Origin of the sequence: Sphingobacterium sp. UT-1RO-CII-1 (genome assembly GCF_026711005.1) — a bacterium.
Classification (GTDB): Bacteria; Bacteroidota; Bacteroidia; order Sphingobacteriales; family Sphingobacteriaceae; genus Sphingobacterium.
In genome coordinates, this window is sequence record NZ_JAPPVJ010000002.1 from 214550 (window position 1) to 240147 (window position 25598).

The following is a 25598-nucleotide window of genomic DNA, read 5'->3' on the forward strand; positions in this document are numbered from 1 at the left end:
GCTAAAGCCGTAATTATATGTGCCGAATGCAATTCACATTGTATTCGGCTTTTTATTCTTTAAAGTTCTACTGGGCGATAGATAGTTCCTAAATGACTTAAATCTTGTAGATCAATGGACGTATCAAATATTCCATATACTGCCGAACCCGATCCAGTCATTGAAGCATACAATGCTCCTTTTTCATAAAGTGCTAATTTTATATCACGTATAATCGGATACTTTATAAACAAGCTTTCTTCAAAGTCATTATACAAATTATACTTCCACTCCTGTATCGGTAAACGAATAATATCCCGCAAGTCAGCCACTGGTTTATGTATTCTTACTCCTTGATAAGCTTCCACTGTCGAAATAAATAGGTTTGGCTTAATCATAAAAATAAGCTTATCAGATAAATCTAAATTTACTGGACTTAATTCGACGCCGATTCCCTCTGCATACATCGCGTTATCGTATAAGAAGAAAGGGCAATCTGATCCTAATTTGGCAGCATAAACAATCAGTTCATCAATCGATAACCCTAATTTAAATTTTGTATTCAAACCTTTTAATATAGCGGAGGCATCTGACGAACCGCCTCCCAAACCTGCTCCAAACGGAATTTGTTTATGCAAATGAATATGTACCGGAGGGAGGTTAAATTTATTATTTAAAAGATCAAAAGCTTTTAAACACAGATTATCACTTGTAATAGGCAAATTAATACCCGTTATTTTTAAACTGGTTTCTTCATCTGCACTATCAGTAATCTCTATTATATCGTAGAGGTTGAAAGGCTGAAATATTGTCTCAATATTATGGTATCCGTCCTCTCTCCTTCCAATGACATGAAGACCTATATTAAGTTTTGCAGGTGCGTAAAAAATCATAGTGCAATATTAATCAACTTACCTAAATATAGAAACATTTTTGTTTTTTGTTTTCATAATGAACACTTCGTAACTTGCATGATTATGATTTTATGAATCTTTCATGCGTAAAATACTCTTACTTTTAATTACTTTTCTTCCTAATCTCTTATATGCACAATATGTAGCACATATAGGCTCTCCTTTTATTGAAAACCATACAAAAAGTAATTATAGAGCAAGTAACCAAAATTGGAGCATCAGTCAATCCAACTCAGGAATTATCTATGTCGCCAATAATGATGGTCTACTAACCTACAACGGAGTACAATGGGCGCTACACCCTAATCAAAAAAAAGGTCCCTTACGAAGTGTTTCTGTTTCAAACGAAGATAGCCTTATCTATGTAGGTGGTCGGGAAGAATTTGGATATTATAAAGAAGATGAAAAAGGTAAAATATCCTACACAAGTCTAGCTCATCTAGTACAACCTGATATATTAAAAAATGATGACATTTGGAAAATATTTTTCTTGAATGATGCTGTTCTATTTCAGTCGTTTTCTAAACTCTACATTTATAAAAACAACGAGATAGAAGTCCGCTACGGTGAAGGTGAGCCTTTTTTATTTATGCATAAGAATAAAAGAGATATTTTTATAGAAAAAATACCGTCAGGTTTACAACGTTGGCATAACGGACAGTTTGAACCACTGGCAGAAAAAATAAGCAATGTATTAGCAATATTACCTATTGAAAACAATAAACTCCTTCTTGCTACAGCAAAAGAAGGTCTATTTATTATGCAAGAAAACGGAAATATTACACCATGGCTTATCAACCCAGACATTCACCAGTTATTAAAAGACGCCCAAATTAATAATGGTCTAAAAATAGATGATCAAACAATTGCTTTAGGTACCATCAAGAATGGCATATTCCTTATTGATACGCATGGAAAATTAATACAGCATATACATAAGCGCAACGGACTGCAGAATAACACAGTATTAAGCCTCTTTTTAGATAAACAAAATAATATATGGGCAGGCTTGGACTACGGAATAGATCGAATAGAAATAAACTCAGCTTTTTATTATTATAAAGACGTTTTTGGTGAATTAGGCTCTGTCTATGCTATAAAAAAATTTAAAAACCATATATACGTAGGTACAAATCAGGGATTATTTTACAGTGTCTGGCCCGATATAGACCAAAAATATTCCTTTGATTTTCATTTTGTTCAAGCCTCTCAAGGTCAGGTATGGTCACTGAACATTTTCAATGATAAATTAATTTGTGGTCATAATGAGGGGACATTCCTTGTTGATCAACAGAAGTTTGATAAAATATCGGATCAGACTGGTGCATGGTTAAATTATCAACCTGTTAGCAACAGCTCCGTTTTTATACAGGGAAACTATACTGGACTAACTTTATTTACGGCCGATCCCAATTGGCAATTCAAATTAAAGTATAACATTCCAAACGAAGCTATTATAGACATGAAGCCTATTGATGATCATAAATTATGGGTCGTATTAAATAGGGAGTTAGAACAATACAAGTTTTCTAAAGATTATCAAACCATCAAAAAGACATTGAACTATAATTTTCAGCACGATCTTCCTAAGGTCGAGCGGATGGGTTTGGCAAATATAAAAGGCAATACTATTCTCAGTACAGATAAAGGACTTTTTATTTACGATAATGTAATGAAAAGCTTTACTCCATACGATAAGCTAAATAAACTATTAGGTCGGTTTAGTGAATCTTCCAGGATAATACACCTCAATGAAGAAATGTATATGTTAAGTCGCAATGGTGAATTAGCACTTCTTAATTTTTATAATAATGCACCAACTATTGACTCGTTACGTTTTAACAGACTTAAAAACCAAACTATTGAAGGTTATGAAAGTGTCGAAAAATACAAAGATTTTTATCTTTTCGGCCTTGATCAAGGATTTGCCATCTATGACAGTAATTTTTCTGAAAAGTTACAGATCGGTTCTCCGCTTATTACAGCCATTCTTGATATTTCGAGTCAAGCAGACACATCTGTTCGTCATATTTCTACAAATGATAAATTATCTTTCAAACAAAACAATTTACGCATCGAGTTTGCCCTGCCTTGGTATGATAGTTCTCCGATCCGCTATCAATACAAGCTTGAAGGCTACAGTGATATATGGTCTACAATGACGGAAAGGACATCTATTGATTACACAGCTTTACCTTCCGGAAAATACACCTTCTACTTAAAAGCTATTACTGCCAGCGGACAGGAATCAGCTATTGAAAAACTTTCTTTTGAAATCCAAAGACCTTGGTATTTTAGTTGGTATGCATTAGCAGCATACCTCATTGTAATTGTATTTTTTTATATTTTGCTCGAAAAAAACAATAAAGAAAAATTAAAAAATAAAGAAAAATTAATACGAAAAACTCTAGAGAAAGAACAGGAAGAAATATTAAAAAAAGAGGCAGAGGAAAACGAAAAAAAATTAATGGAGATTGAAAACCAGCAATTGCAAAAAGAACTGTCTCAGAAAAACAGAGAGCTCTCCAACGTTACTACTCATATTGTCTACAAAAATGAACTTTTGAATAACTTACACCACGAACTTAAAGGCTTAAAAGATAGAAATGGTGCTAAGCTATCCGAAGAGCAATTGTCAAAAGTTAATAAACTTATGGATAATGCTAAAAGTGATCAAAGAGATTGGGATATTTTCGAAAAAAGTTTTAACGAATCTCATGGTGATTTTTTCAAAAAGTTAAAAGCTGACTTCCCTGCCCTATCCCCCAATGACCTGAAATTATGCGCCTATTTAAGGTTAAATATGACAAGTAAAGATATCGCTTCACTCCTACATATTTCTACACGCGGGGTCGAGGTCAGAAGATACCGACTACGTAAAAAATTCGACATTCCGACGGATAAAAACCTCACAGAATTCCTTTTAGAAAGGTAAAACGCTACATCAATACTACTACAAGTATATAGTGTAATCAAAACACTATGCCTATATTATTGAGTAATAATAAAAACCAACAACACATTACACATCAACAACTTAACGCCGCTTCATTCCCAAGATGTGCAAGCAAAACAATAGTGATGTAACAATGTGAAAGGACTTTATTAGCATTCAAACACAATACATCAGATATTTGTTTTGAATTATAAATTCCAACAAACATATAGCCATTTACTTATTATGCTAAGCACAACTAAATTTCAATAAATATGAAGAAAATATTGACACTCTTATTGATTTTGGCTGCATATTTCATACCAACGTATGCGCAAGTCAAAACCATATCAGGGGTAGTAAAAGACAATACCTCTTTATCTCCCATAGCTGGTGTTACCGTATCAGATAAGCAGGGAAAAAGTACGCAAACAGATGCAACCGGTTCTTTCTCCATAGAAACTGACGAAACAGGTCAATTGACTTTTCGCTACGTAGGTTATAAATCACAAACACTACCCGTCGCTAATCTAACTGAGCTACATGTATTTTTAAGCAGTCAGGATGAAGCTCTCGAGGAAATCGTTGTTGTGGGCTATGGGACACAGCGTAAAATTGATTTGACAGGCGCTATAACATCTGTCAAAGGCTCAGAAATTCAAAATATGCCTAACGTCAATCCCTTAAGCTCTCTTCAGGGGAAAGTAGCCGGCTTAACCATCAGCAATTCAGGGGATCCTGGCTCTGCTCCAACAGTACGGATACGTGGCGTTAATAGCACCAATAGTGCAGGCCCGCTCTATGTAGTGGACGGTGTCTTACACGACAATATCGACTTTCTAAACCCTGGTGATATCGAAAGTATGGATATCTTACGAGACCCTTCATCCATTGCTATCTATGGTTTAAGAGGTGCAAACGGTGTTATTGCTATAACATTAAAAAAAGCTGCCAGAGGCCAAACAACCATTAATTTAGCGAGCTCTATAGGTTTCAATCGTGTAATCGATAAAATTAATGTCACAAACGCCGAAGGATTTAAAGAGTTATATAACCGGCAATTAGCCAACTTAAATGCGAAATCTTTTGATTATACTAATTATACTGCCGACACTGATTGGCAAGATCTTATTATGCGCAATGGTTTTTCTACCAATAATAATCTTAGTATATCCAATAGTGGAGAAAAGTCGTCTACACATTTTAGTATAGGTTATAACAAACAAAACGGTGTCGTTAAAAATGGTGATTACGAGCGTTTTACTGCACGTTTACACCAAGATCTCAAAATCAATGATCGTTTTCGAATAGGTGGTGATATCACGGGAATGCATTGGAACAAAACACCAACCGTTATTAGTTTTACCAATGCACTATGGTCTGCCCCTATTGTACCCGTACAATACGACCAAAACACTTTCTATTCGATGCCGTCGTTTCAACGCACACAGGTGGGAAATCCAATGGCTACTTTGAGTCGTATGGACGGAAAATCATTACCAAAAGGTTATCGCTTTGTGGCAAACGCTTTTGCCGAATGGGAAATTATTAATAATCTGAAGTTGAGATCAACAGTTTATACAGATTTGGGCTTCAACAATAGTAAAAGTTATGGCCCACTCCCCTTTCATTTTATCAATTTAGGTGAGCACGACAGCCCTACCTCTACCACTTACGACAAAACAGTATACACAAGTGTCAGTCAATCAGCAGACGAGTTTACCAGATTTCAACAAGACCACACTTTGACCTACGAAGGCACGATTGATAATGACCATCGCTTTACAGCAATGGCAGGATTTACAACAGTATACAATCACAATACTTTTCTCAAGGCCGACCGTCGGGATACTACAATAAATATTCCTAATCAAGAAGCCTACTGGTACATCAACGTTTCAAACGAAAACAATCCAGGAACCTATAGTGGTCGAGGCGAAAAAAACTCCGTAGTAGGTGCTTTTGCCCGTATCAACTATGCTTATCAAGATAAGTATTTGATAAACGCTACCATCCGTCGTGATGGAAGTTCAAAATTTGCAAAAAGCAACCGTTGGGGTACGTTTGGTAGTGTGGGAGTTGGCTGGGTTCTAAGCTCAGAAGAATTCTTCAAACCAATAGAAGATATTAACTTCTTAAAATTACGTGCTGCCTGGGGTAAAATAGGAAACTCCAACGGTATCGCCGACAATATTTACCAGCCGGGTCTAACAAATGCTAATACAGCGATATTTGGTGATAATGTCTATACAGCGGTACAGGCTGAATATATTCCCGATCCGAATCTGCGCTGGGAAGTCGTCAGAGGTATCGACCTCGGAGTTGAGCTTCGCGCATTACGTAATCGTTTAAATGCTGAAATCAACCTATACGATCGCACCACGACCGATATGTTGACGCAACTACCCATACCTAATGATACTAGAAATTATTTCACAAACTTAGGTAAAATTACAAACAAAGGTATTGAAGTAAGTTTGGGCTGGAACGACTTTATTGGTCAAGACTTTAGCTATGCTATATCGGGAAATTATAGTTACAATGAAAATAAGGTCAATTCAGTAGGTGATCATACAAACTTTCAGATTATCGGCAATGGGGGCGCTAACCTAACCGAAACAGGACGCTCTATAGGTTATTTCTACGGATACAAACAAATTGGTATCTATCAATCGTTAGAACAAATGGAAAATATGGCCGTAATGGAGGGTTCGCTCCCTGGAGATATCACCTATGCGGACATAAATGGAGATGGAAAGATCACAACAGCTGACAGAACCTACTTAGGTACACCATTCCCTCCACATAATTTCGGACTAAGTATCAATCTAGCTTATAAAAACTTTGATTTTCTAATTGAAGGACAAGGTGTAGCCGGTAACCATATCTATGCACAACGTCGTACAGCCAACTTCGCTACCCTAAACTATGAATCTAATAGGCTCGATGCCTGGACCGGTCCGGGAAGCACAAATATAGAACCTATACTCGATAATAGCCGCGGGAACAACTATCTATTTAGTTCACATTATTTAGAGCCGGGAGACTTTTTTCGAATCCGTACACTTCAATTAGGTTACACATTCGATACAAACTTATTCCATAATAAAGTAAAGAAAGCAAGGCTATATATTAGTGGGCAGAACTTAAAAACGTGGAGTAAAGTTACAGGGTACTCGCCTGAAGCACCGATTTCTAACATCATAGGCGGAGGCGCCGACAATGGTATCTATCCTCTTCCGGCAACTTATACTTTTGGTTTTAACCTTTTATTTTAATTATAAAATGATGAAGACATTTGCAAAATATAAAACTCACTTAACGGCAGCACTCATAGTGACAGCTATTTGCTTCACAAGTTGTGAGAAATTCCTAGATACAGATAGACAAGGAGCGTATACCGAAGAGGATTACCCTTATCCAGAAAATAGTAGTGCATACGATTTACATGTCTTTGGCGTATACAACGATTTAAGAGCATATTCTGTCCATACAGATGCTTTTATAAATGCTACAAGCATCCGTAGCGACGATGCAGACAAAGGTAGTACGGCAGAAGATGGCGGTGCAGACGTAATCGGCATGGATAATTTCCCTGTACTGACAACAAGCGGACGTGCCAATGCTTTATGGACAGGCTTTTATGGTATGATAACTAAAGCAAACAATGCGATAGATGAAATCGAAAAAGCAGAACCTGCCCAACCTAATGAACATTTAAAACAACAAGCTCTTGCTGAGGTTCGTTTCCTCCGCGGATATTCTTATTTTATGCTTGTTCGGCTTTTTGGAAATATTCCTTTAATAGATAGACGTTTTGATGATCCTGCCCAACAGAGTAACGTAAAACAAAGCTCGCCTGATGCCATTTACTCCTTTTTAGAGGAAGATCTTACATTTGCCGCAGCCAATCTTCCCTTATCTTGGGATTCAAAGTTTGCTGGACGTGTAACCAGTGGAGCTGCCAACGGCATACTGGCAAAGGTGTACTTAACACAAAAAAAGTGGTCAGCAGCCTTAGGAGCAGCTAACCAGGTAATCGGTTCTGGGCAATATGATCTGTCTACGAGCTATAGCAAAATATTTGGAGAAGACGGCGAAAACAGTAAAGAGTCTGTATTTGAAGTCCAAGCCACCGCTTCTCCAAGTATACCACAAAATAATGGTACGCAGTACGCCAGCATACAAGGCGTGAGAGGAGAAAACGACTGGAACCTTGGCTGGGGATGGAATGTTCCTTCCGACATGTTAGAAGCTGCCTATGAAGTCGGAGACCCCCGGAAAGAACGTACTATACTTTACGCTAGCACAGCTTCAGATAAAAGCTACTCGATACATAATGAATTAATGCCCATCTATCCAGGCGGAGTTCCAAATCCTCGATATAACCACAAGATTTTAAGCAATCCGAGCTTAAGACGTTCCATCAATAGAGGTTCATGGTGGATGAACATCCGCATCCTTCGCTACGCAGACGTCATACTCATGGCCGCAGAAGCAGCCAACGAGCTCGGGCAAACTGAAGAAGCCCGAACAGCATTAAATAGTATTCGGGAAAGAGCAAGAAGAGAAGCTCTAGCCGGCACGCTACCAGATATAGCAAGCAATAACCAGACTGAGCTTCGCACACATATTCGCCATGAACGTCGCATCGAACTTGCTATGGAACATGATCGTTTCTTCGATCTTGTACGTTGGGGTATTGCTGAAAAAACTATGCATGATGCTGGTAAAAAGAATTTCAAGGCTGGTCGTGACGAATTACTACCTATTCCGCAAACACAAATTGACCTAAGTAAAGGAGTGCTCATCCAAAATAATAATTACTAACGCTTACGAAGCAACCATATGAAAAAAATAAAATTAACAATTGGTAAATTATGGCTGATAGCAGCCATAATGCTCTATTTTGGCTCTATATATGCGTGCAAAAATGATGGGAATGTTAATGACCTTCCCAGTCCAAATGAAAGCGAATATTTACCGGCTAAGAGAGAAAATGTTGTAAAAATATTAGCTATTGGTAATAGTTTTTCTGAGGACGCTATTGAAAACCACCTTTACGATCTTGCAAAAGAAGCTGGAAAAGAGATTATCATAGGTAATCTCTACATAGGTGGCGCATCTTTGGAACTCCACTTAAACAATGCTGTAGCTAATGCCTCATCCTATTCTTATCGTAAAGTAACAGTTGATGGGGTTCATAAAACTTATCCCAAAATATCCATAGAAACAGCTATAAAAGACGAACATTGGGATTACATCAGCTTTCAACAAGCAAGCGACTTTTCAGGAATTACTGAAACAGTAACCACCTCACTACCTGCGCTACAAGAATATGTAGATGCATTAAAACTAAACCCAGATGTAAAGTACATTTACCATCAGACCTGGGCCTATGCAAACAATTCTCCCCATGCTGCTTTTCCGAACTATGAAAAAGATCAGCAAAAAATGTATAAAGCCATAGTTGAAACAGCACAAAAAGCCAAAAGCACAGTTCCCATCGATTTACTTATTCCTGCTGGTACAGCTATCCAGAATGGACGAACTTCTGTTGTCGAAGATAATTTCACTAGAGATGGATACCATTTAGATCTAAAAATCGGGCGATACACAGCAGCCTGCACCTGGTTTGAAGCTATTTTCAACTTACCTGTAGTAGGTATGAAATACCGACCGGCTGGTCTCAATGATTTTGAAACAGCTATTGCACAAAATGCAGCACATTTTGCTGTTAAAACACCTAACGAAGTAACTGTTCTTACTGAATTTCAAGGAGGTAATTCAGGTCCACTTATCAACTCGGTCAATTTAGATTTCGGCAACAATGATGCCTCAACAGGATGGAATCAAATCAAATCATTCTTAACTGGAAGTAATTACAACCTCAAGGATAGCGAAGATTCTTATGTAGGTATTAAACTATCTATTACCTCTCGTTTCAATGGTGTCAATGCAGATGGTCCCAATCAAACCGAAACAGACTTAAACATGCCCGAAAAAGTTTCAAAATATGCTTACTTCGGAAACGCTAAAGCAGATTTTGGAGGCATGACAATCACTGAAAGTGTTTTTATACTTTCAGGATTAGATAAAACACTCAGCTATAACTTATGTTTCTTTGGAGCACGCGGAGGCGTTTCCGATAATCGCGAAACAAAATACACCTGTGAAGGCAACAATACAGTCAGTGTAGCACTAAATACCTCAAACAACACTCACAAAACTGCATGTGCCAACGGTATCAAACCAAATGCTAAAGGTGAAATTACAGTGACAGTCACAGCGGGTGAAAACAACAATAATAGCACAGGTTTTTATTACTTAACCGCAGCGCGTCTCACTTCAAATTAATTATTCAATAATATAGGTGTGTCCAAAATAAGGAGCGCCTTTTACTTACAATCGTTTATGTTTAAAAAAGTTTTATTTTCTCTCCTTTCTATCATTATACTTACATCCTGTCAAACGAACAACAATGATTCTAAGTCCAACGCAAAAATAAAAGACAGCTCTTCTGCCTATAAAGAAAATCAGCTGTTAGATCAAGTGCAGAAACAGACATTCCTATATTTTTGGGATGGCGCAGAGCCTCATTCTGGTTTAGCCAGAGAACGCATACATATTGATGGCGAGTACCCTCAAAATGATCAAAGTGTCATTACCATTGGTGGTAGTGGTTTTGGTTTGATGTCTATTCTAATAGGTGTACACAACGGCTATATCACCAAGCAAGAGGCTATCAAACACCTACAAAACTCTCTAAATTTTCTTGCTCAGATCGATCGCTTTCAAGGCGCTTGGGCACATTGGTACTATGGAGATACCGGTAAAGTAAAAGCTTTTAGTGAAAAAGATAACGGTGGCGATATTGTAGAAACAGCTTTCATGGCACAAGCTTTAATAACAGTTAGGGAATACTTCAATAAAGGTAACGCAGAAGAAATAGCGGTAGCGAAACAAGCCGACTCACTTTGGCGTGGCATCAACTGGGACTTTTATCGCAATGGGGATGATCTATTATATTGGCACTGGAGTCCAACAGAAGATTGGGGCATGAATCATGCTATACAAGGCTTTGATGAGTGTCTAATAGCTTATGTGCTTGGTGCCTCTTCACCTACCCACCCGATACCTGTTGAAACATATCACAAAGGTTGGGCACGAGACGGCGCTATCAGCAGCGGTATTGAAAAATATGATATTCCGACAGTTTTAAAACACAACAGTAAAGAAGGTGAAGTTGGCCCTCTTTTTTGGTCACATTACTCATTTTTAGGACTAAACCCAAAAGGTTTAAAAGATCAATATGCCAATTATGAAGAGGTAGTAACCAATCATACAAAGATAAATATCGCGCATGCAGAAGCTAACCCTCAGCAATTTAAAGGCTACGGCAGAGATAAAGGCTGGGGATGGTCAGCAAGTTACTCTACAAATGGCTATAACGCCCATCACCCTGACAATGATCCAGCAGGTGTTATATCCCCCACTGCTGCTCTATCATCCATAGCCTATACACCAACGGAAAGTATACTTTTCATGAAGTATCTAAAAGAAAATTTAAATGACAAATTATGGGGTAAATATGGCTTCTATGATGCTTATAGCGAAACAGAGAACTGGTATCCTCAGCGTTACCTCGCTATTGACCAAGGGCCTATAGTTGTCATGATACAAAATTATAAAGATAGTTTTATATGGGATTTATTTATGAACGCTCCTGAGATCCAGACCGGACTTAAGACTTTAAACTTCCAGTCACCCTATTTAAAGTAAATCTTTTAACCCTCTTTTTTATAACAAAATTAGGTAAACGGCTTCCACGGTTTACCTAATTTTCTATAGACTTCTTTATATAACAAATAACACTGATTAAAAGAGCACCCTTCTTCTTAATGACAGAACTATGATATTCAGCTATTTACAATCCAACGGTAAAAGCTTATATTAAAAATCTTGTTAATATAAAAAAAGGAGAACTATGATCAATAAGAAATTACTTGTTATACTATTAAGTTTTAGTCCGTTTATGCTTTGGGCTAAACAAAACCAAATTCTAATAGAATCATCAGAAGGTTCAGCGAGAACCATGATCATATTAGCTTTTATTTTCTTACTATTTGCATTTTTTATCCTATTCAAAAAGCAAAAAAGGAGATTTAACGATTAAAGTTTGTTGCATCTTATTTGCAACAAACTTTAAATTATTCGACTCTTTTTAAACCAAACTTCTCAATTTTCTGATACAAATGGCTACGTTGAATACCAATTTCGTCTGCTGTTTTTGAAACATTCCACGAATTTTTATCCAGTTTAGAAACTATATAATCTTTTTCTGTCGAATCTCTAAAATCTTGAAAAGATTCATATTGTTCGTAATCAACGCCATTAATGTTCGCCATCGCTTCTGTAGCCCCATTACCAACTATCTTAACACTATTATGCGGGTTAGCATATAAAAACACTTCTTTATCCGTAATATTTTTATCACTCAAAATAATAAGGCGTTCAATCATATTGCGTAACTCTCGAATATTCCCTGTCCATGGCAAGCTTTCTAAAGCTCTTTTTGCAGTATCGGTCAAATTTTTAACCGGCATACTGTAATCAGCACAAATCTCATTACAAAAATGCTCTGCTAATAAAGAAACATCTTCAATACGTTCGCTTAATGAAGGAACATGTATTAAGATAACACTCAATCGGTGGTAAAGGTCCATTCGGAAATTCCCCAACTCTATTTCTTTAAGCAAGTCTTTATTTGTAGCCGCAATAATACGTACATTAACGTCAATCTCTTTCTCGCCACCTACCCTTGTTATTTTATTTTCCTGTAAAGCTCGCAAAACTTTAGCTTGAGCCGACAAACTCATATCACCTATTTCATCAAGAAATAGTGTGCCTTCATTCGCCTGTTCAAACTTCCCTATCCGTTGCTTAACTGCAGATGTAAAAGACCCTTTTTCGTGTCCAAATAGCTCAGATTCTATCAATTCAGAAGGTATAGCTGCACAGTTGACCTCTACTAAGGGAGCCTTTTTACGGCTCGATTTCTCATGCAACCAACGAGCCACCAACTCTTTACCCGAACCATTTGCACCTGTTATTAACACACGTGCATTTGTTGGTGCAACCCGTTCAATAGCCTCCTGTATCTGCCTGATAGCAAGAGATTCTCCCAGTATTTCTTTTGTTTTAGATGTCTTTTTCTTTAAAATCTTAGTTTCTTCAACCAGCGTACTTCTTTCCAATGCATTACGCACCGTAATCAAAAGACGATTTAGGTCGAGGGGTTTTTCTAAAAAATCAAAAGCCCCCTTATTTGCAGCTTCAACGGCAGTCTCAATTGTACCATGTCCTGACATCATAATGATTGGGCAGTCCGAAAAACTCTGTGCTTCTGTCAGAACCTCCATTCCATCCATGTGATTCATTTTAATATCACATAGTACTAAATCGATCCCTCCCTTTTTTAATAACCCCAATCCTTCAGGTCCATTATCTACGTCAAGTACTTTATACCCTTCATATTCTAAAATATCTCTCAGTGAATTACGGATCGGACGTTCATCGTCAATAATAAGAATTGTCGCCATTTAATTTTTTATTATTAGTGATTATGGAACAAAATAATGATTAACAATCAAAAAACAAAAAAGAAGCAAACCCTATAAGCCGGGTTCTGTACCCCAAAGGGCTTCTATCATTTCTCTAGGCTTGCATTCACACACAAGCTCAATCAACCTACCCATTGCGAATGTTATCAACGATAACAAAAGACGAGCAGCCTTCAGATTTCGCAACCTATTTGGTCTTTCAACACACGAGGTTTACCGAAATATATGTCACCATATAAGACCGTGAGCTCTTACCTCACATTTTCACCCTTACCTTTTGCAAGGCGGTATATTTTCTGTGGCACTTTCTGTCTTCTATTGCTAGAATCCTTCCCGTTAGGAAGCGTGTCGCTCTATGTTGCCCGGACTTTCCTCTCTCCTGTATTACTACAAAGACAGCGATAGAACAGGTCTGCTTCGCTGCAAATGTACGCTTTTATAAAATATAATTTCTGTAAAAGAAAGAAACATTTGCAGCTCCTCTCACAAAAAAGAGCTTTATTTTCTGTTTCTTCTACATTTTATATATCCTGCGCAATCATATAGCCTCCTGCCCAAGCCCATTGAAAATTATAACCGCCTAACCACCCCGTAATATCCACAGCTTCTCCCCCAAAATACAATCCTGGATATTTTAACGACTCCAAAGTTCTCGGGTTAAGCTCAGCAGTTGACACACCACCGCGCATAACCTCTGCTTTATCATAACCTTTATCTCCGGCAGGTTTTACTTGAAAACGATGTATAGTATCGCAAAGTAGTTTTGCATCAGCCTTACTTAAGGAAGCTATTTTAATATCAATAGGTAGAAATTCACCTAAAGCATCCACCATTTTACGGGTAAAGTAATCATTTAATAATTGTCCAACAGTCCGTTTCCCTCCATCTTCTCGCTCTTTCTTAATCAGTACTTCCAAATCAAATTGAGGCAATAGATCTACGCTCATCGTTTCGCCGGCACGCCAGTAAGATGAAATCTGCAAAATAGCAGGACCACTCATCCCCCAATGCGTAAAAAGTATATTCTCTTCAAAACTGATTCGCTCGTTCCACACTCGCGCAAAGACCGAATTGCCCGATAACGAGGCGTACCAATCGGCATTTTTCCCCGTAATACTGAGCGGGACTAAGGCCGGTGCTGTAGCCACAACAGCTAAACCAAATTTATGTGCCTGTTTTAGCGCAAAATCAGAGGCCCCAAGTTTGGCGACAGGCAAGCCTCCCGAAGCAAAAACAACTTTAGGAGCTCTCAAACGCTCTTGTTTATTATTGCGCTCTACAGTTAACTCATAGCCATCTTCAAGGCGAGACACATCTGTAACCAAGCTGTTCAGCCATAGATCCTGCCCTGTCTCGTACATTAGGCGTGTAAACATGGCCACCACATCCTTCGCTTTATTGGACTCTGGGAACAATTGCCCAAGTGTTTTCTCTTTTCCTTTAATCTGCCCATACATTTCAAAGAAAGAAATAGTATCATCTACCGTCCACTGCGCAAAAGCACTATTCAAAAAATGAGCGTTCTCACTCACAAAATTTTCAATGCCTGTATATAAGTTCGTATAATTGCATCGTCCTCCTCCCGAAATAAGAATCTTCGCCCCTGGTTTACTGTTTCTTTCTAATACCAAAGTGCGTTTACCCAACAACCCCGCCTGTGCCGCACACATCATACCACAAGCTCCTGCCCCGATAATAATTGCGTCGTATTCCATTAATAAGCTATCAGTAGACCCTTTAATGATACTACCCGCTGCTCCTCCCACGATTGAACAGCAGCTTCTAACACCCGTATCGCATCCCGAGCCTCTGCTGGTTTAACCAAAAGTTCGGCTTTTCCATTCAAAACCTCCACTACGTTATTGAAGAAATCCTGGCCCGATCCGGGCTCACTTTTAATCCGTTCTACTCTATCTACCCCATCCGACACAACGTTCAGTGTACCATAAATCTCCTCATCTTCCTCTCCCCAATTGGGGTAATTGTGCGGTAAAACTCCATCACGTAATAAAGCTTCCTGCGGATCAACGCCTCTCTTCACAAAAGAACCATTCCAACCATACAGCGCAAAACGCGGTGTAGGTTCTTTAGCTAACATCTGCGCCTTCAAAGATACTTTAACTTGTGGGTAGCTTAGTATAAATTCAAAATCATCAATAGTTTTTGCTCCTTCACGCTGTATACGTAAATCTGCAAAAATAGAATCCGGTGCACCAAAAAGTTGCATAGCTTGATCTATAAGGTGCGGACCCAAATCAAAATGAACGCCTGATCCTGGCAGGTCCAGCTCCCTCCAGGCACCTTCTCTCAGAAAGTTTCTAAATCGGTCAAATCGCGCTTCATAATTAACAACTGGTCCTAAATCGCCCCTAGCTATTAGTTTTTTCACCGTCTTAAAATCCGAATGAAAGCGCGCATTTTGATGCACCGTAAGCAACAAACCTTTCTCCTCAGCCAACGCAATCAATTCATCTGCTTCCTCTGTTGTATTTGTAAAAGGTTTTTCAACAACAACATGTTTTCCAAGCTCTAAAGCTCTTTTCGTAAATGAATAGTGCACATCATTTGATGTTGCAATAACAACAATATCTATCTGCTCATCATCAAATATATCATCTGCAGACTGTACCGCAATTGCATTCGGGTAGCGGCTCCTCAAAATAGTTTGCTGCTCAGGCTTTCGCGCTGTTACTTTATACAACTCTAGCGCTGCATTCCCTTCTATAAACGGCGCATGAAAAGCTTGTCCACATACTGAAAACCCAATTAATCCTACTTTATAAACCTTCATATTATATTACCTCTCCTAATCAAACTTTAGTAGACAAATAGTCTCTGACCTATATAAACCCCACTATTATTACATGCGTTCTGGCACACGAATCCCCAATAGGCGCATTCCCTCCGAAATTATCTTTGCAGCTACCGCTGATAAATGAAGACGGAACTCTTTCACAACTTCCTCTTCAGCTTTTAAAATACTCTCTTCATGGTAAAACTTATTATACAACTTCGCCAGTTCATATACATAGTTAGCCACTTGAGCTGGAGAAAATTCTTTGGCTGCGGTTTCTATCACTGTTGGATAATTGGCTAAAGCCTGAATCAAGTCACGCTCATAAACTGATAAACTGGATATTGCTACCGTTCCCTCTGCTGTTGTATAATCTACCCTTCTCAAAACCGATTTAATTCGCGCATGCGTATACTGTATAAATGGCCCTGTGTGTCCCTGAAAATCAACGGACTCATTCGGATCAAAAAGCAGTCTTTTTTTAGGGTCAACCTTTAGTAAAAAGTACTTTAGGGCGCCCATTCCGACTGTCTCATACAGTGCATTCTTCTCCTCTTCACTAAATCCTTCTGTCTTTCCTAACTCTTCTGTTCTTACCTTAGCTGTCTCAAACATTTCAGCCATCAGGTCATCCGCATCAACAACAGTTCCTTCGCGAGACTTCATTTTACCCGAGGGTAAGTCCACCATACCATACGATAAATGGAATAAACCATTCGCCCAACTTTTATCCAGTTTTTTTAATATTTCAAATAAAACTTTAAAGTGATAATCCTGCTCATTACCCACTACATAAATAGACTCATCCATCTTAAACTCGTCATACTTAAGTTGCGCCGTCCCTAAGTCCTGCGTAATGTAAACAGAAGTACCATCCCCTCGCAGCACTAACTTTTCATCCAGCCCTTGCTCTGTCAGATCTACCCACACTGACCCATCTTCTTTTCTGAAAAACACCCCCTTAGACAATCCCTCTTCAACTATATCTTTACCTAAAAGGTACGTGTCCGACTCGTAATAAAACTTATCGAAATCAACCCCGAGTTTTTCGTAAGTACTATCAAAACCTTTATAAACCCAGCCGTTCATTGTCTTCCACAGACTGATCGTTTCTTCATCATTAGCCTCCCATTTCTGCAACATTTCCTGTGCAGCCAATATTAGGGGGGCATTCTTCTTAGCCTCTTCTTCTTTTTGCCCTTGGTTTACTAGCTCCTCAATTTCTTTTTTATACTCCTTATCAAAGACAACATAATACTTACCCACCAAATGGTCGCCTTTCAGGCCTGCCGTTTCGGGAGTTTCTCCATTCCCATACTTCTGCCAAGCCAACATGGACTTACAAATATGTATCCCCCGGTCATTTACCAAATTGGCTTTTACAATATCATAACCATAAGCTTTTAGTATTTCAGCAACAGAATATCCTAACAGATTATTTCGTATATGCCCCAAATGCAAAGGCTTGTTTGTATTTGGAGAGCTGTACTCTACCATTATCTTTTTGCCATTTGCCGGGAAAACACCGTAATTATCCTTCAATAATACATGCTGCACCAAATTTATCCAATAACTATCCGCAATACTCAGGTTTAAAAATCCTTTCACCACATTAAAACCTGCTACGTCAGTCACTTTCTCTCGTAAATAGGCGCCAATATCCTGTCCTGTTTGCTCAGGCGATTTTTTAGAATAACGTGTAATAGGAAAAACAACGACCGTTATTTGTCCCTCAAACTCCTTACGGGTTTCCTGTAATGTTATCTGTGAAGCAGGGATCTCTGCACCATAAAGTTGCTTTACAGCCTGAACAGTTTGTTCAATTAATGTCTCTTGAATAGGATTAGCCATGTAATATTTTAGTAATAATTATAACTATCTGATAATGAATGGTAAAATTATATGCTTTAATAGCAGTGTATTCATCACGAAAGTCTATCTTTGCCAAAAATAATAAAAAATGCAGAGCTATCAGGAATTTCTTGACTTAAGTGTTGGTTTTCCGCAAGACGGATTCGAAATTATCGACGACGAATTGTACTTCCACGATTTGAATTTGATGGAAATGATAGAGACGTATGGTACCCCCTTGCGTTTTACCTATTTACCCATTGTTAGTAAAAAAATTCAGCAAGCGAAGATTCTGTTTCAGACAGCGATCCTGAAACATGATTACCGAGGATCATACAAGTACTGTTATTGTACTAAGTCATCCCACTTCAAACACATTGTAGAAGAAGCGTTAAAAAATGACATACATTTGGAGACTTCTTCTGCCTTTGACATGCCGATGATCGATTCATTAGAACGGGCCGGAACGGTAACTAAAGACATTACAGTTATTTGTAATGGTTTTAAAACCTATCAGTATAAACAGTATATCATTGATATGATACACGATGGCTATACAAACATCATCCCTGTTCTCGACAATAAAGAAGAGTTCAATCTTTATGATGATGAAATCGAATTGGATAAGCCTTGTGCTTTAGGCATACGGATTGCTTCAGAAGAGCAACCAGACTCACAATTCTATACCTCAAGATTAGGTATCAGAATGGAAGATGTCATCGACTTTTACAATAACAAAGTTGCAAACAATCCGAACTTTAAAGTCACTCTTCTACACTTTTTTATCAACTCTGGTATATCGGATACGCCTTACTATTGGAACGAGTTAGAAAAGTACGTTACACTATATTGTAAGTTTAAAAAAGTCAACCCCGAACTTACTACTTTAGATATAGGCGGAGGTATGCCTTTTAAAGATTCATTGGTACACGATTTTGACTATGAATACATGGTCAATGAACTCATCAACCGTATCAAACAGATCTGTGCTCATCACGAAGTAATGGAACCAGATATCATTACCGAGTTTGGTAAATATACGGTAGCAGAAGCTTCAGGCATACTGTATAAAGTATTGGGACGTAAACAACAAAACGATCGTGAAAAATGGTTTATGATCGATGGGTCTTTCATTACGAACTTACCCGATGTATGGGCTCTTAACCAAAAATACATACTATTACCCATAAATAATTGGGACAACGAGTATGAACGTGTCAACCTAGGAGGAATCACCTGTGATGGACAAGATTACTACAATCAGGAAGCACACATGGACTCTATTTTCATGCCTAAGACCCGTAAAGTACAGTATCTGGGCTTCTTCCACACAGGTGCTTATCAAGATGTACTAAGCGGCTACGGCGGTATACACCATTGCTTATTACCATCACCTAAACACGTGCTTATACGTCGTAATAGAGATGAAACATTCAACTTTGAAGTCTTCGGTGAAGAACAGAACTCCAAACAAGTGATGAAACTATTAGGCTACCAATAGTTTTTAGAATAGTAAAACAACGAAAAAGGGCTGTCCAAATTTTAGACAGCCCTTCTCATTTATTCAATAACCTTAACTTTTAACTTCTTCCCAAAATGGGGCTTCTTCATCAAACTCGCCTTCCCATTTCGCTACGACTACCGTCGCTAAACAATTGCCGATCACATTCACCGACGTACGCGCCATATCCATTAGCTCGTCTATCCCCAAAATAGCTGCTATAACAAACGTTGGCAATCCAAACTGATCTGCCGTAGCAATAAGCACAATTAGAGAAGCTCTGGGCACAGCTGCCACACCTTTAGAAGTAATCATTAACGTAAATGCGATCAAGAGTTGTTGACCGATACTGAGATCTATACCTGCTGCCTGCGCAACAAAAATAGAAGCCAATGATAAGTAAAGCGATGTTCCGTCTAAATTAAAGCTATAACCTGTCGGAATAACAAAAGAAACAATCTTACGCGGAACACCAAATTTTTCCATAGCGCTCATCGCTTTTGGTAACGCCGCATCCGAACTGGTCGTCGCAAACGCAATAGACACCGGTTCCTTAATAGCTTTAATAAACTGCTTGATCGGGATCTTTAAAAAGATCATTACGGGTAGCAGTACGCAAAGCAAAAATAGTGTCAAAGCTAAATACAAACTCCCCAAAAGCATGAATAAATTTTTGAGTATATCCACGCCAAGATGCCCTACAGTATAGGCCATAGCTGCCCCTACACCTATAGGTGCAAATAACATCACCAAATTTGTATACTTAAACATCGCTTCCGACAAACTTTCAGTAAAGTCAACCAAAGGTTTTCTCTTCTTTTCCTCCACCAAGGCAAGCGCAATACCGAATATTACGCCAAAAACAACAATCTGCAAAACTTTATTCTCATAAACAGATTTTACAATATTCTCTGGAAAAGTGTCTCGAATAAAGGCATTGAACTTGAAAACCCCATGCACAGAGGGATCTATATGCTCCATAGCCTTCATATCAGCTTCTGTGATACCTGTACTGGTCGGTAACTCTTCATGGGGCATGTTAGCGACATCCACACCAACCCCTGCCTGTGTCAGGTTAATCACGATAAGACCTATAAAAATCGCACAAGAAGTGGCTAAAAAGAAGTATAACATAGACTTCCACGCCATACGCCCTACAGATTTCAGGTCAGAATGTCCTGCTATCCCATAAACCAAAGTAGCGAAGAGAATTGGCCCGACAATTGTTTTTACTAATTTTATAAAACCTTGGGACAAGGGCTGTAAAGATCTTGCCAAGTCAGGGAAATCAAGCCCTACAAAAACTCCAAGTACCAAGCAGGTTAATATCCAGGTTGTTAAATCTCTACGCACAACAGCGTTCAGTGTTAATACAGCTGCAACTACCCAACGTACCACCATCATCACATCAGGATGAATAGCAAGCCATTCAAACTCATAAATCAATGTTAATACAACGGCAATCGATACGGTAAAGAGGGTAATAACAGCGGTTTGTTTTTTCAGCATTTAGTTTTGTTTATATTTTTTGGATGAACAAAAATATAAAAATATGGGCTGAAACCAAATTTAATACGGCAAACAAGGAAACAATAAAAAAGGCACTATCCTTAAAATAGTGCCTTTTCATATGAAAACAATGAAGTTATTACTCGGCGTGCAACCAAGCCTTCTTAGCTAAAAGCTCATCTTCTGTCTCTCTTACTTCTTCATCATCCACACAACAATCTACTGGGCAGACTGCTGCACATTGTGGCTCATCATGAAACCCTTTACACTCCGTACACTTATCTGGCACGATATAATATACTTCATCTGAAATAGCGTCCTGTGTGGCATTTGAATCTAAGGTTACACCATCACCAAAATCTATAAGTCCTTCTAAAGCTGTTCCATCAGAAAATTTCCATGAAACACCTGCATCATATATCGCGTTATTAGGGCATTCAGGTTCGCATGCTCCACAATTTATACACTCGTCAGTAATTTTAATTGCCATTTATAACTTTACAATTATAATAAATAAACTAATTTTGTCTCAACAACAAGAATAATACTATACAAAGTTAGTAGTTATTTCTTATTGCTTACAAATATAGTAGAAAAAAATATCAGATTAATTCTAAATTGTATTGATTTTGACACAGAAACAACGAATTGAGGCATTTGTGACACTTGGTAGATTTCTTTCCTCAGAGTCACAGGAGCTAGCCGATGTCATCCATAAAGCGTCCGTATTGAACCCCTGGTACACAACAGCCAATATTAAAAAGCAACTGGCAGCTTTGGCACACAACCTAACAACAGACAAACTAACGTCATGGCTTAGCCCTTACCCATCTACCCATTCCGACAAAACTGTTGCACTTATTTTGGCCGGAAACATACCCTTAGTAGGTTTTCATGATATCATGGCAGTACTACTAGCTGGTTTTAAAACACAAATAAAAGCTTCATCTGATGATGCTGGCCTTACGAGCTTTGCATTAAAAAAACTCATAGAAATCGAGCCTCTCTTTGAACAGAAAATAAGTCTGCCAGAACGTTTGCAAAATTTCGACCTCGTCATAGCAACAGGAAACGATAACAGTTCGCGTTATTTTGAATATTACTTTGGCAAAAAACCACATATTATCCGGAAAAACAGAAACTCTTTAGCAATTCTTACCGGTAAAGAAAGCAAAGAACAACTCCATGAATTGGGGAGCGATATATTTGATTTCTTTGGCCTGGGATGCCGATCTGTTTCTAAAATCTATATTCCAAAAGGCTACGACATAGCTACTTTTTACGAAGGGATAGCTGATTTTAAAGGAGTAATGGATCACTTCAAATATGCTAACAACTACGATTACAATAAATCGATCTATCTCATCAATGCCGACAAACATTATGATAATGGCTTTCTATTGCTTAAAGAAGATCAACGCCTTGCTTCTCCTCTAGCTGTCGTGTTTTATGAAGAATATGAAAGTTTGGTAGACCTATATACTTCATTGCAATCTCAAACAGACAAAATACAATGTATCGTTACCAACCAAACGGAGGCGAATCATATTCCCAGTTTTAGATTTGGTTTCAGCCAAACTCCTGCACTAAGCGATTATGCTGATAACGTAAATACATTGGATTTTCTTTTCTCCAATTTATAATACTATTACGGAAAAAACTCTAACTTTGTTAGACATGATGATGTATGTTATAAAGGTTAAAGGTATTGCAAAAATACCTTCTTATGTACAGTTAAGGGATGACAAGTTTACTTTGTTGGCCTATTTTCGCATCGATAGGCCTGAAAAAGCGCTTGAGAAAATCGGTTTAGGTGATAAGTCAGACTATATTATGGAAATAATACAGGACCAACCTTTTGGGAAGGTAGTAGAAATCGAACTATAAAACAGTATGGTAGAAAACACAGTTATAAAACTTAAGAACGTAGACATTTACCAACAAAACCACTTGGTACTTTCGCATGTCAATTTAGATATTAAACAAGGTGAGTTCCTTTATCTAATCGGGCAATCAGGTACAGGAAAGAGTAGTTTATTAAAAATCATTTACGGCGATTTATATATCCGTAGTGGCGAAGGCATAGTGGCAGGCTTCGATTTAAAGAAGCTTCATGAGAATGACGTCCCTTTTCTACGCCGAAAACTAGGGATTGTCTTTCAGGACTTTCACTTGTTGAACGATCGTACAGTTGAAAAAAATTTAGAGTTTGCTCTACGTGCTACCGGCTGGAAAGATAAAGCATTAATCGATGGGCGTATGCTTGACGTTCTAGAAAAGGTGGGACTACGTTCCAAGCTTCGTAAAATGCCACACGAATTGTCTGGCGGCGAGCAACAACGTGTTGTTATCGCACGCGCTTTGCTTAATAACCCTGAAATCATCTTAGCCGATGAGCCTACAGGCAACCTTGACCCTGCCACCTCGGAAGAGATTGTATTGCTACTGCGTGATATTGCAACTTCAGGTACAGCTGTACTTATGGCAACCCATGATTATGAAATTATTAAGAATATGCCTGCGCGTGTTATCAAAACCGCAGACACTGCCTTGTATGACAACGTGACTGTATAACACATTTTTCACTATTACACGATAATTAAAGTCGACATGCTGTCAGTTTATTTTAGTATAGACTGACAGCATGTCGACTTTTTGTTACTTGGCAATATTATTGACAAAAGCAGAGTGTAGTAATGTGCAGCTATTAATTAGGTGAAATTAATTAGATATGATGAACGAACAAGATAAAGATATTCAAGAAGAAAACTTAGCTAATATCGAAGGAACAAACTCTGAAGATGTTGCAAATACACAGGAACTAAGTGTAGAAGAAAAATTGCAAGAAGAGTTAGCAAAAGCAAATGACAAATACACCCGTTTATTTGCTGAGTTTGATAACTATAAAAAACGCACTTCACGCGAACGAGTAGACCTTATCCAATCTGCAGGAAAAGATGTCTTAAATAAATTACTACCTATATTGGATGATTTTGATCGTGCACTTGCTGCGATGGAAACAGCTAATGACATTGCTCCTATTAAAGAAGGTGTCGATTTAGTGAACCAAAAATTCCGCAAAACTTTAATGCAAGAAGGCTTAAAGGAAATGGAAGACCTAATTGGTCAACCGTTTGATGCAGAATATCAAGAAGCTATCACAGCTATACCTGCTCCAAGTGAAGATTTAAAAAATAAAGTAATTGATGTAGTAGAGAAGGGATACTTTTTAAATGAAAAAGTTATTCGCTTTGCGAAAGTAGTGATAGGGCAATAAGAAAATGGCAAAAAGGGATTATTACGACATATTAGGCGTTGCTAAAACGGCGGATGCTTCTGAAATTAAGTCTGCTTATCGTAAGCTAGCAATAAAATATCACCCGGACAAAAACCCGGATAATAAAGAAGCCGAGGAAATGTTTAAGGAAGCTGCAGAAGCTTACGAAATATTGAGCAACCCTGAAAAGCGTCAGCGTTACGACCAGTTCGGGCATGCGGGTAACTCTGCGTCTGGTTTTGGTGGTGGCGGCATGAATATGGACGACATATTCAGCCAGTTTGGCGATATTTTTGGTGGTGGCGGAAGCCCCTTCGATAGTTTCTTTGGTGGCGGAGGTCGTTCCGGCGGAGGTCGCCGTGTACAGCGAGGCTCCAACTTACGCATTAAAGTCAAGCTTACTCTTAGTGAAATAGCAAACGGTGTAGAGAAGAAAGTTAAGGTGAACAAACAGGTTAACTGTAAAACCTGCGACGGCACCGGTGCTAAAGATAAGGCTTCTTACCATACGTGTAAAACTTGTGGCGGCTCAGGTTCTGTACGCCGTGTCACAAACACTATCTTAGGGCAAATGCAAACAACAAGTACTTGTCCTACTTGTAACGGAGAGGGTATTGAGGTAACAGCAAAATGTACAAGTTGCCACGGAGACGGCTTACAGCGCGGAGAAGAAACCATTAATATCAATATTCCTGCAGGCGTGAGCGAAGGCATGCAATTGTCTATGAGCGGAAAAGGAAATGCTGCTCCTAGAGGCGGTGTCCCTGGCGACTTAATTATCGCTATCGAGGAAATACCGCATGAAACATTGAAACGTGACGGTATAAATGTCATCTATGACCTTTATATCAATTTTGCAGATGCAGCCTTAGGCACCAGCGTAGAAATACCGACTATAGATGGTAAAGCCAAGATTAAAATTGAGCCTGGTACACAGGGAGGGAAAATTTTAAGACTGAAAGGCAAAGGCATACCAGAAGTTAACTCTTATCACACCGGTGATCAGTTGGTCTATGTCAATGTTTGGACACCTAAAGCTGTTTCAGCTGAAGAGCGTTCTTTACTGGAAAAACTAAAAAGCTCTGCTAATTTTAAACCGCAACCAGGAAAAAGTGAGAAATCATTTTTTGAACGGATTAAAGAGTACTTTGAATAAAGTATTCTAAAAAATATATTTATCGAAAGTTCCTTCTAATTCTATAGAAGGAACTTTTT

General features: G+C 38.4%; 18 protein-coding genes and 1 other RNA gene. 11 read left to right on the plus strand and 8 right to left on the minus strand.

What is annotated here, in order from left to right:
• Positions 1–59: 59 nt before the first annotated feature.
• Positions 60–872, minus strand: a complete 813-nt coding sequence (gene ispE / locus ORI89_RS04835; RefSeq protein ID WP_268229313.1) for a 4-(cytidine 5'-diphospho)-2-C-methyl-D-erythritol kinase — start codon at positions 870–872, stop codon at positions 60–62.
• Between the two features lie 103 nt (positions 873–975).
• Between ispE and ORI89_RS04840 the strand changes: the two genes are divergently transcribed.
• From ORI89_RS04840 to ORI89_RS04860, 5 genes are all read left to right on the plus strand, one after another.
• The gene (locus ORI89_RS04840) at positions 976–3828 is read left to right on the plus strand and encodes a triple tyrosine motif-containing protein (protein ID WP_268229314.1); all 2853 of its coding nucleotides are present in this window, start codon (positions 976–978) and stop codon (positions 3826–3828) included.
• 275 nt (positions 3829–4103) lie between these two features.
• Positions 4104–7106, plus strand: coding sequence for a SusC/RagA family TonB-linked outer membrane protein (locus tag ORI89_RS04845; RefSeq protein ID WP_268229315.1), 3003 nt, complete (start codon positions 4104–4106; stop codon positions 7104–7106).
• A 7-nt stretch (positions 7107–7113) separates the two neighbouring features.
• Positions 7114–8658: a RagB/SusD family nutrient uptake outer membrane protein gene (locus ORI89_RS04850; protein ID WP_268229316.1), complete on the plus strand. Its 1545-nt coding sequence runs from the start codon at positions 7114–7116 to the stop codon at positions 8656–8658.
• Between the two features lie 18 nt (positions 8659–8676).
• The gene (locus tag ORI89_RS04855; protein WP_268229317.1) at positions 8677–10185 is read left to right on the plus strand and encodes a DUF4886 domain-containing protein; all 1509 of its coding nucleotides are present in this window, start codon (positions 8677–8679) and stop codon (positions 10183–10185) included.
• Between the two features lie 57 nt (positions 10186–10242).
• Positions 10243–11610, plus strand: coding sequence for a glucoamylase family protein (locus tag ORI89_RS04860; protein WP_268229318.1), 1368 nt, complete (start codon positions 10243–10245; stop codon positions 11608–11610).
• Positions 11611–12038: 428 nt separating this feature from the next.
• Here ORI89_RS04860 and ORI89_RS04865 read toward each other — a convergent pair whose 3' ends face one another.
• The 5 genes from ORI89_RS04865 to argS all read right to left on the minus strand — a co-directional run bounded on the left by ORI89_RS04865 (position 12039) and on the right by argS (position 18096).
• Complete coding sequence (locus ORI89_RS04865) at positions 12039–13430, minus strand: sigma-54-dependent transcriptional regulator (RefSeq protein ID WP_268229319.1); 1392 nt, start codon at positions 13428–13430, stop codon at positions 12039–12041.
• 59 nt (positions 13431–13489) lie between these two features.
• An RNA gene (gene rnpB / locus ORI89_RS04870) (RNase P RNA component class A) lies at positions 13490–13869 on the minus strand.
• A gap of 103 nt (positions 13870–13972) precedes the next feature.
• A complete protein-coding gene (locus ORI89_RS04875; protein ID WP_268229826.1) occupies positions 13973–15166 on the minus strand; it encodes an NAD(P)/FAD-dependent oxidoreductase in 1194 nt (397 codons plus the stop codon).
• Positions 15166–16242, minus strand: a complete 1077-nt coding sequence (locus tag ORI89_RS04880; RefSeq protein WP_268229320.1) for a Gfo/Idh/MocA family oxidoreductase — start codon at positions 16240–16242, stop codon at positions 15166–15168. The genes ORI89_RS04875 and ORI89_RS04880 overlap by 1 nt, the downstream gene beginning before the upstream one ends.
• A 69-nt stretch (positions 16243–16311) precedes the next feature.
• Positions 16312–18096 carry an arginine--tRNA ligase gene (argS, locus tag ORI89_RS04885; protein WP_268229321.1) on the minus strand — a complete coding sequence of 595 codons (1785 nt, stop codon included), beginning with the start codon at positions 18094–18096 and terminating at the stop codon, positions 16312–16314.
• Between the two features lie 109 nt (positions 18097–18205).
• Here argS and ORI89_RS04890 point away from each other — a divergent pair, with 109 nt between their 5' ends.
• Positions 18206–19597, plus strand: a complete 1392-nt coding sequence (locus ORI89_RS04890) for an arginine decarboxylase (RefSeq protein WP_268229322.1) — start codon at positions 18206–18208, stop codon at positions 19595–19597.
• Between the two features lie 72 nt (positions 19598–19669).
• On the opposite strand, the gene ORI89_RS04895 is transcribed toward ORI89_RS04890, so the two are convergent.
• Both ORI89_RS04895 and ORI89_RS04900 read right to left on the minus strand, forming a co-directional pair.
• Positions 19670–21106 (minus strand): dicarboxylate/amino acid:cation symporter, encoded by a 1437-nt coding sequence (locus ORI89_RS04895; RefSeq protein WP_268229323.1) that lies wholly within the window; start codon positions 21104–21106, stop codon positions 19670–19672.
• Positions 21107–21245: 139 nt separating this feature from the next.
• The gene (locus ORI89_RS04900) at positions 21246–21596 is read right to left on the minus strand and encodes a 4Fe-4S dicluster domain-containing protein (protein ID WP_268229324.1); all 351 of its coding nucleotides are present in this window, start codon (positions 21594–21596) and stop codon (positions 21246–21248) included.
• A 139-nt stretch (positions 21597–21735) separates the two neighbouring features.
• Between ORI89_RS04900 and ORI89_RS04905 the strand changes: the two genes are divergently transcribed.
• From ORI89_RS04905 to dnaJ, 5 genes are all read left to right on the plus strand, one after another.
• Positions 21736–22749, plus strand: coding sequence for an acyl-CoA reductase (locus ORI89_RS04905; protein ID WP_268229325.1), 1014 nt, complete (start codon positions 21736–21738; stop codon positions 22747–22749).
• 40 nt (positions 22750–22789) lie between these two features.
• Positions 22790–22993, plus strand: a complete 204-nt coding sequence (locus ORI89_RS04910) for a fructose-6-phosphate aldolase (protein WP_268229827.1) — start codon at positions 22790–22792, stop codon at positions 22991–22993.
• 6 nt (positions 22994–22999) lie between these two features.
• Complete coding sequence (locus ORI89_RS04915; RefSeq protein ID WP_268229326.1) at positions 23000–23680, plus strand: cell division ATP-binding protein FtsE; 681 nt, start codon at positions 23000–23002, stop codon at positions 23678–23680.
• 157 nt (positions 23681–23837) lie between these two features.
• Positions 23838–24383, plus strand: coding sequence for a nucleotide exchange factor GrpE (locus ORI89_RS04920; RefSeq protein WP_442800869.1), 546 nt, complete (start codon positions 23838–23840; stop codon positions 24381–24383).
• Positions 24384–24387: 4 nt separating this feature from the next.
• Complete coding sequence (gene dnaJ, locus ORI89_RS04925; protein WP_268229327.1) at positions 24388–25539, plus strand: molecular chaperone DnaJ; 1152 nt, start codon at positions 24388–24390, stop codon at positions 25537–25539.
• Positions 25540–25598 lie beyond the last annotated feature (59 nt).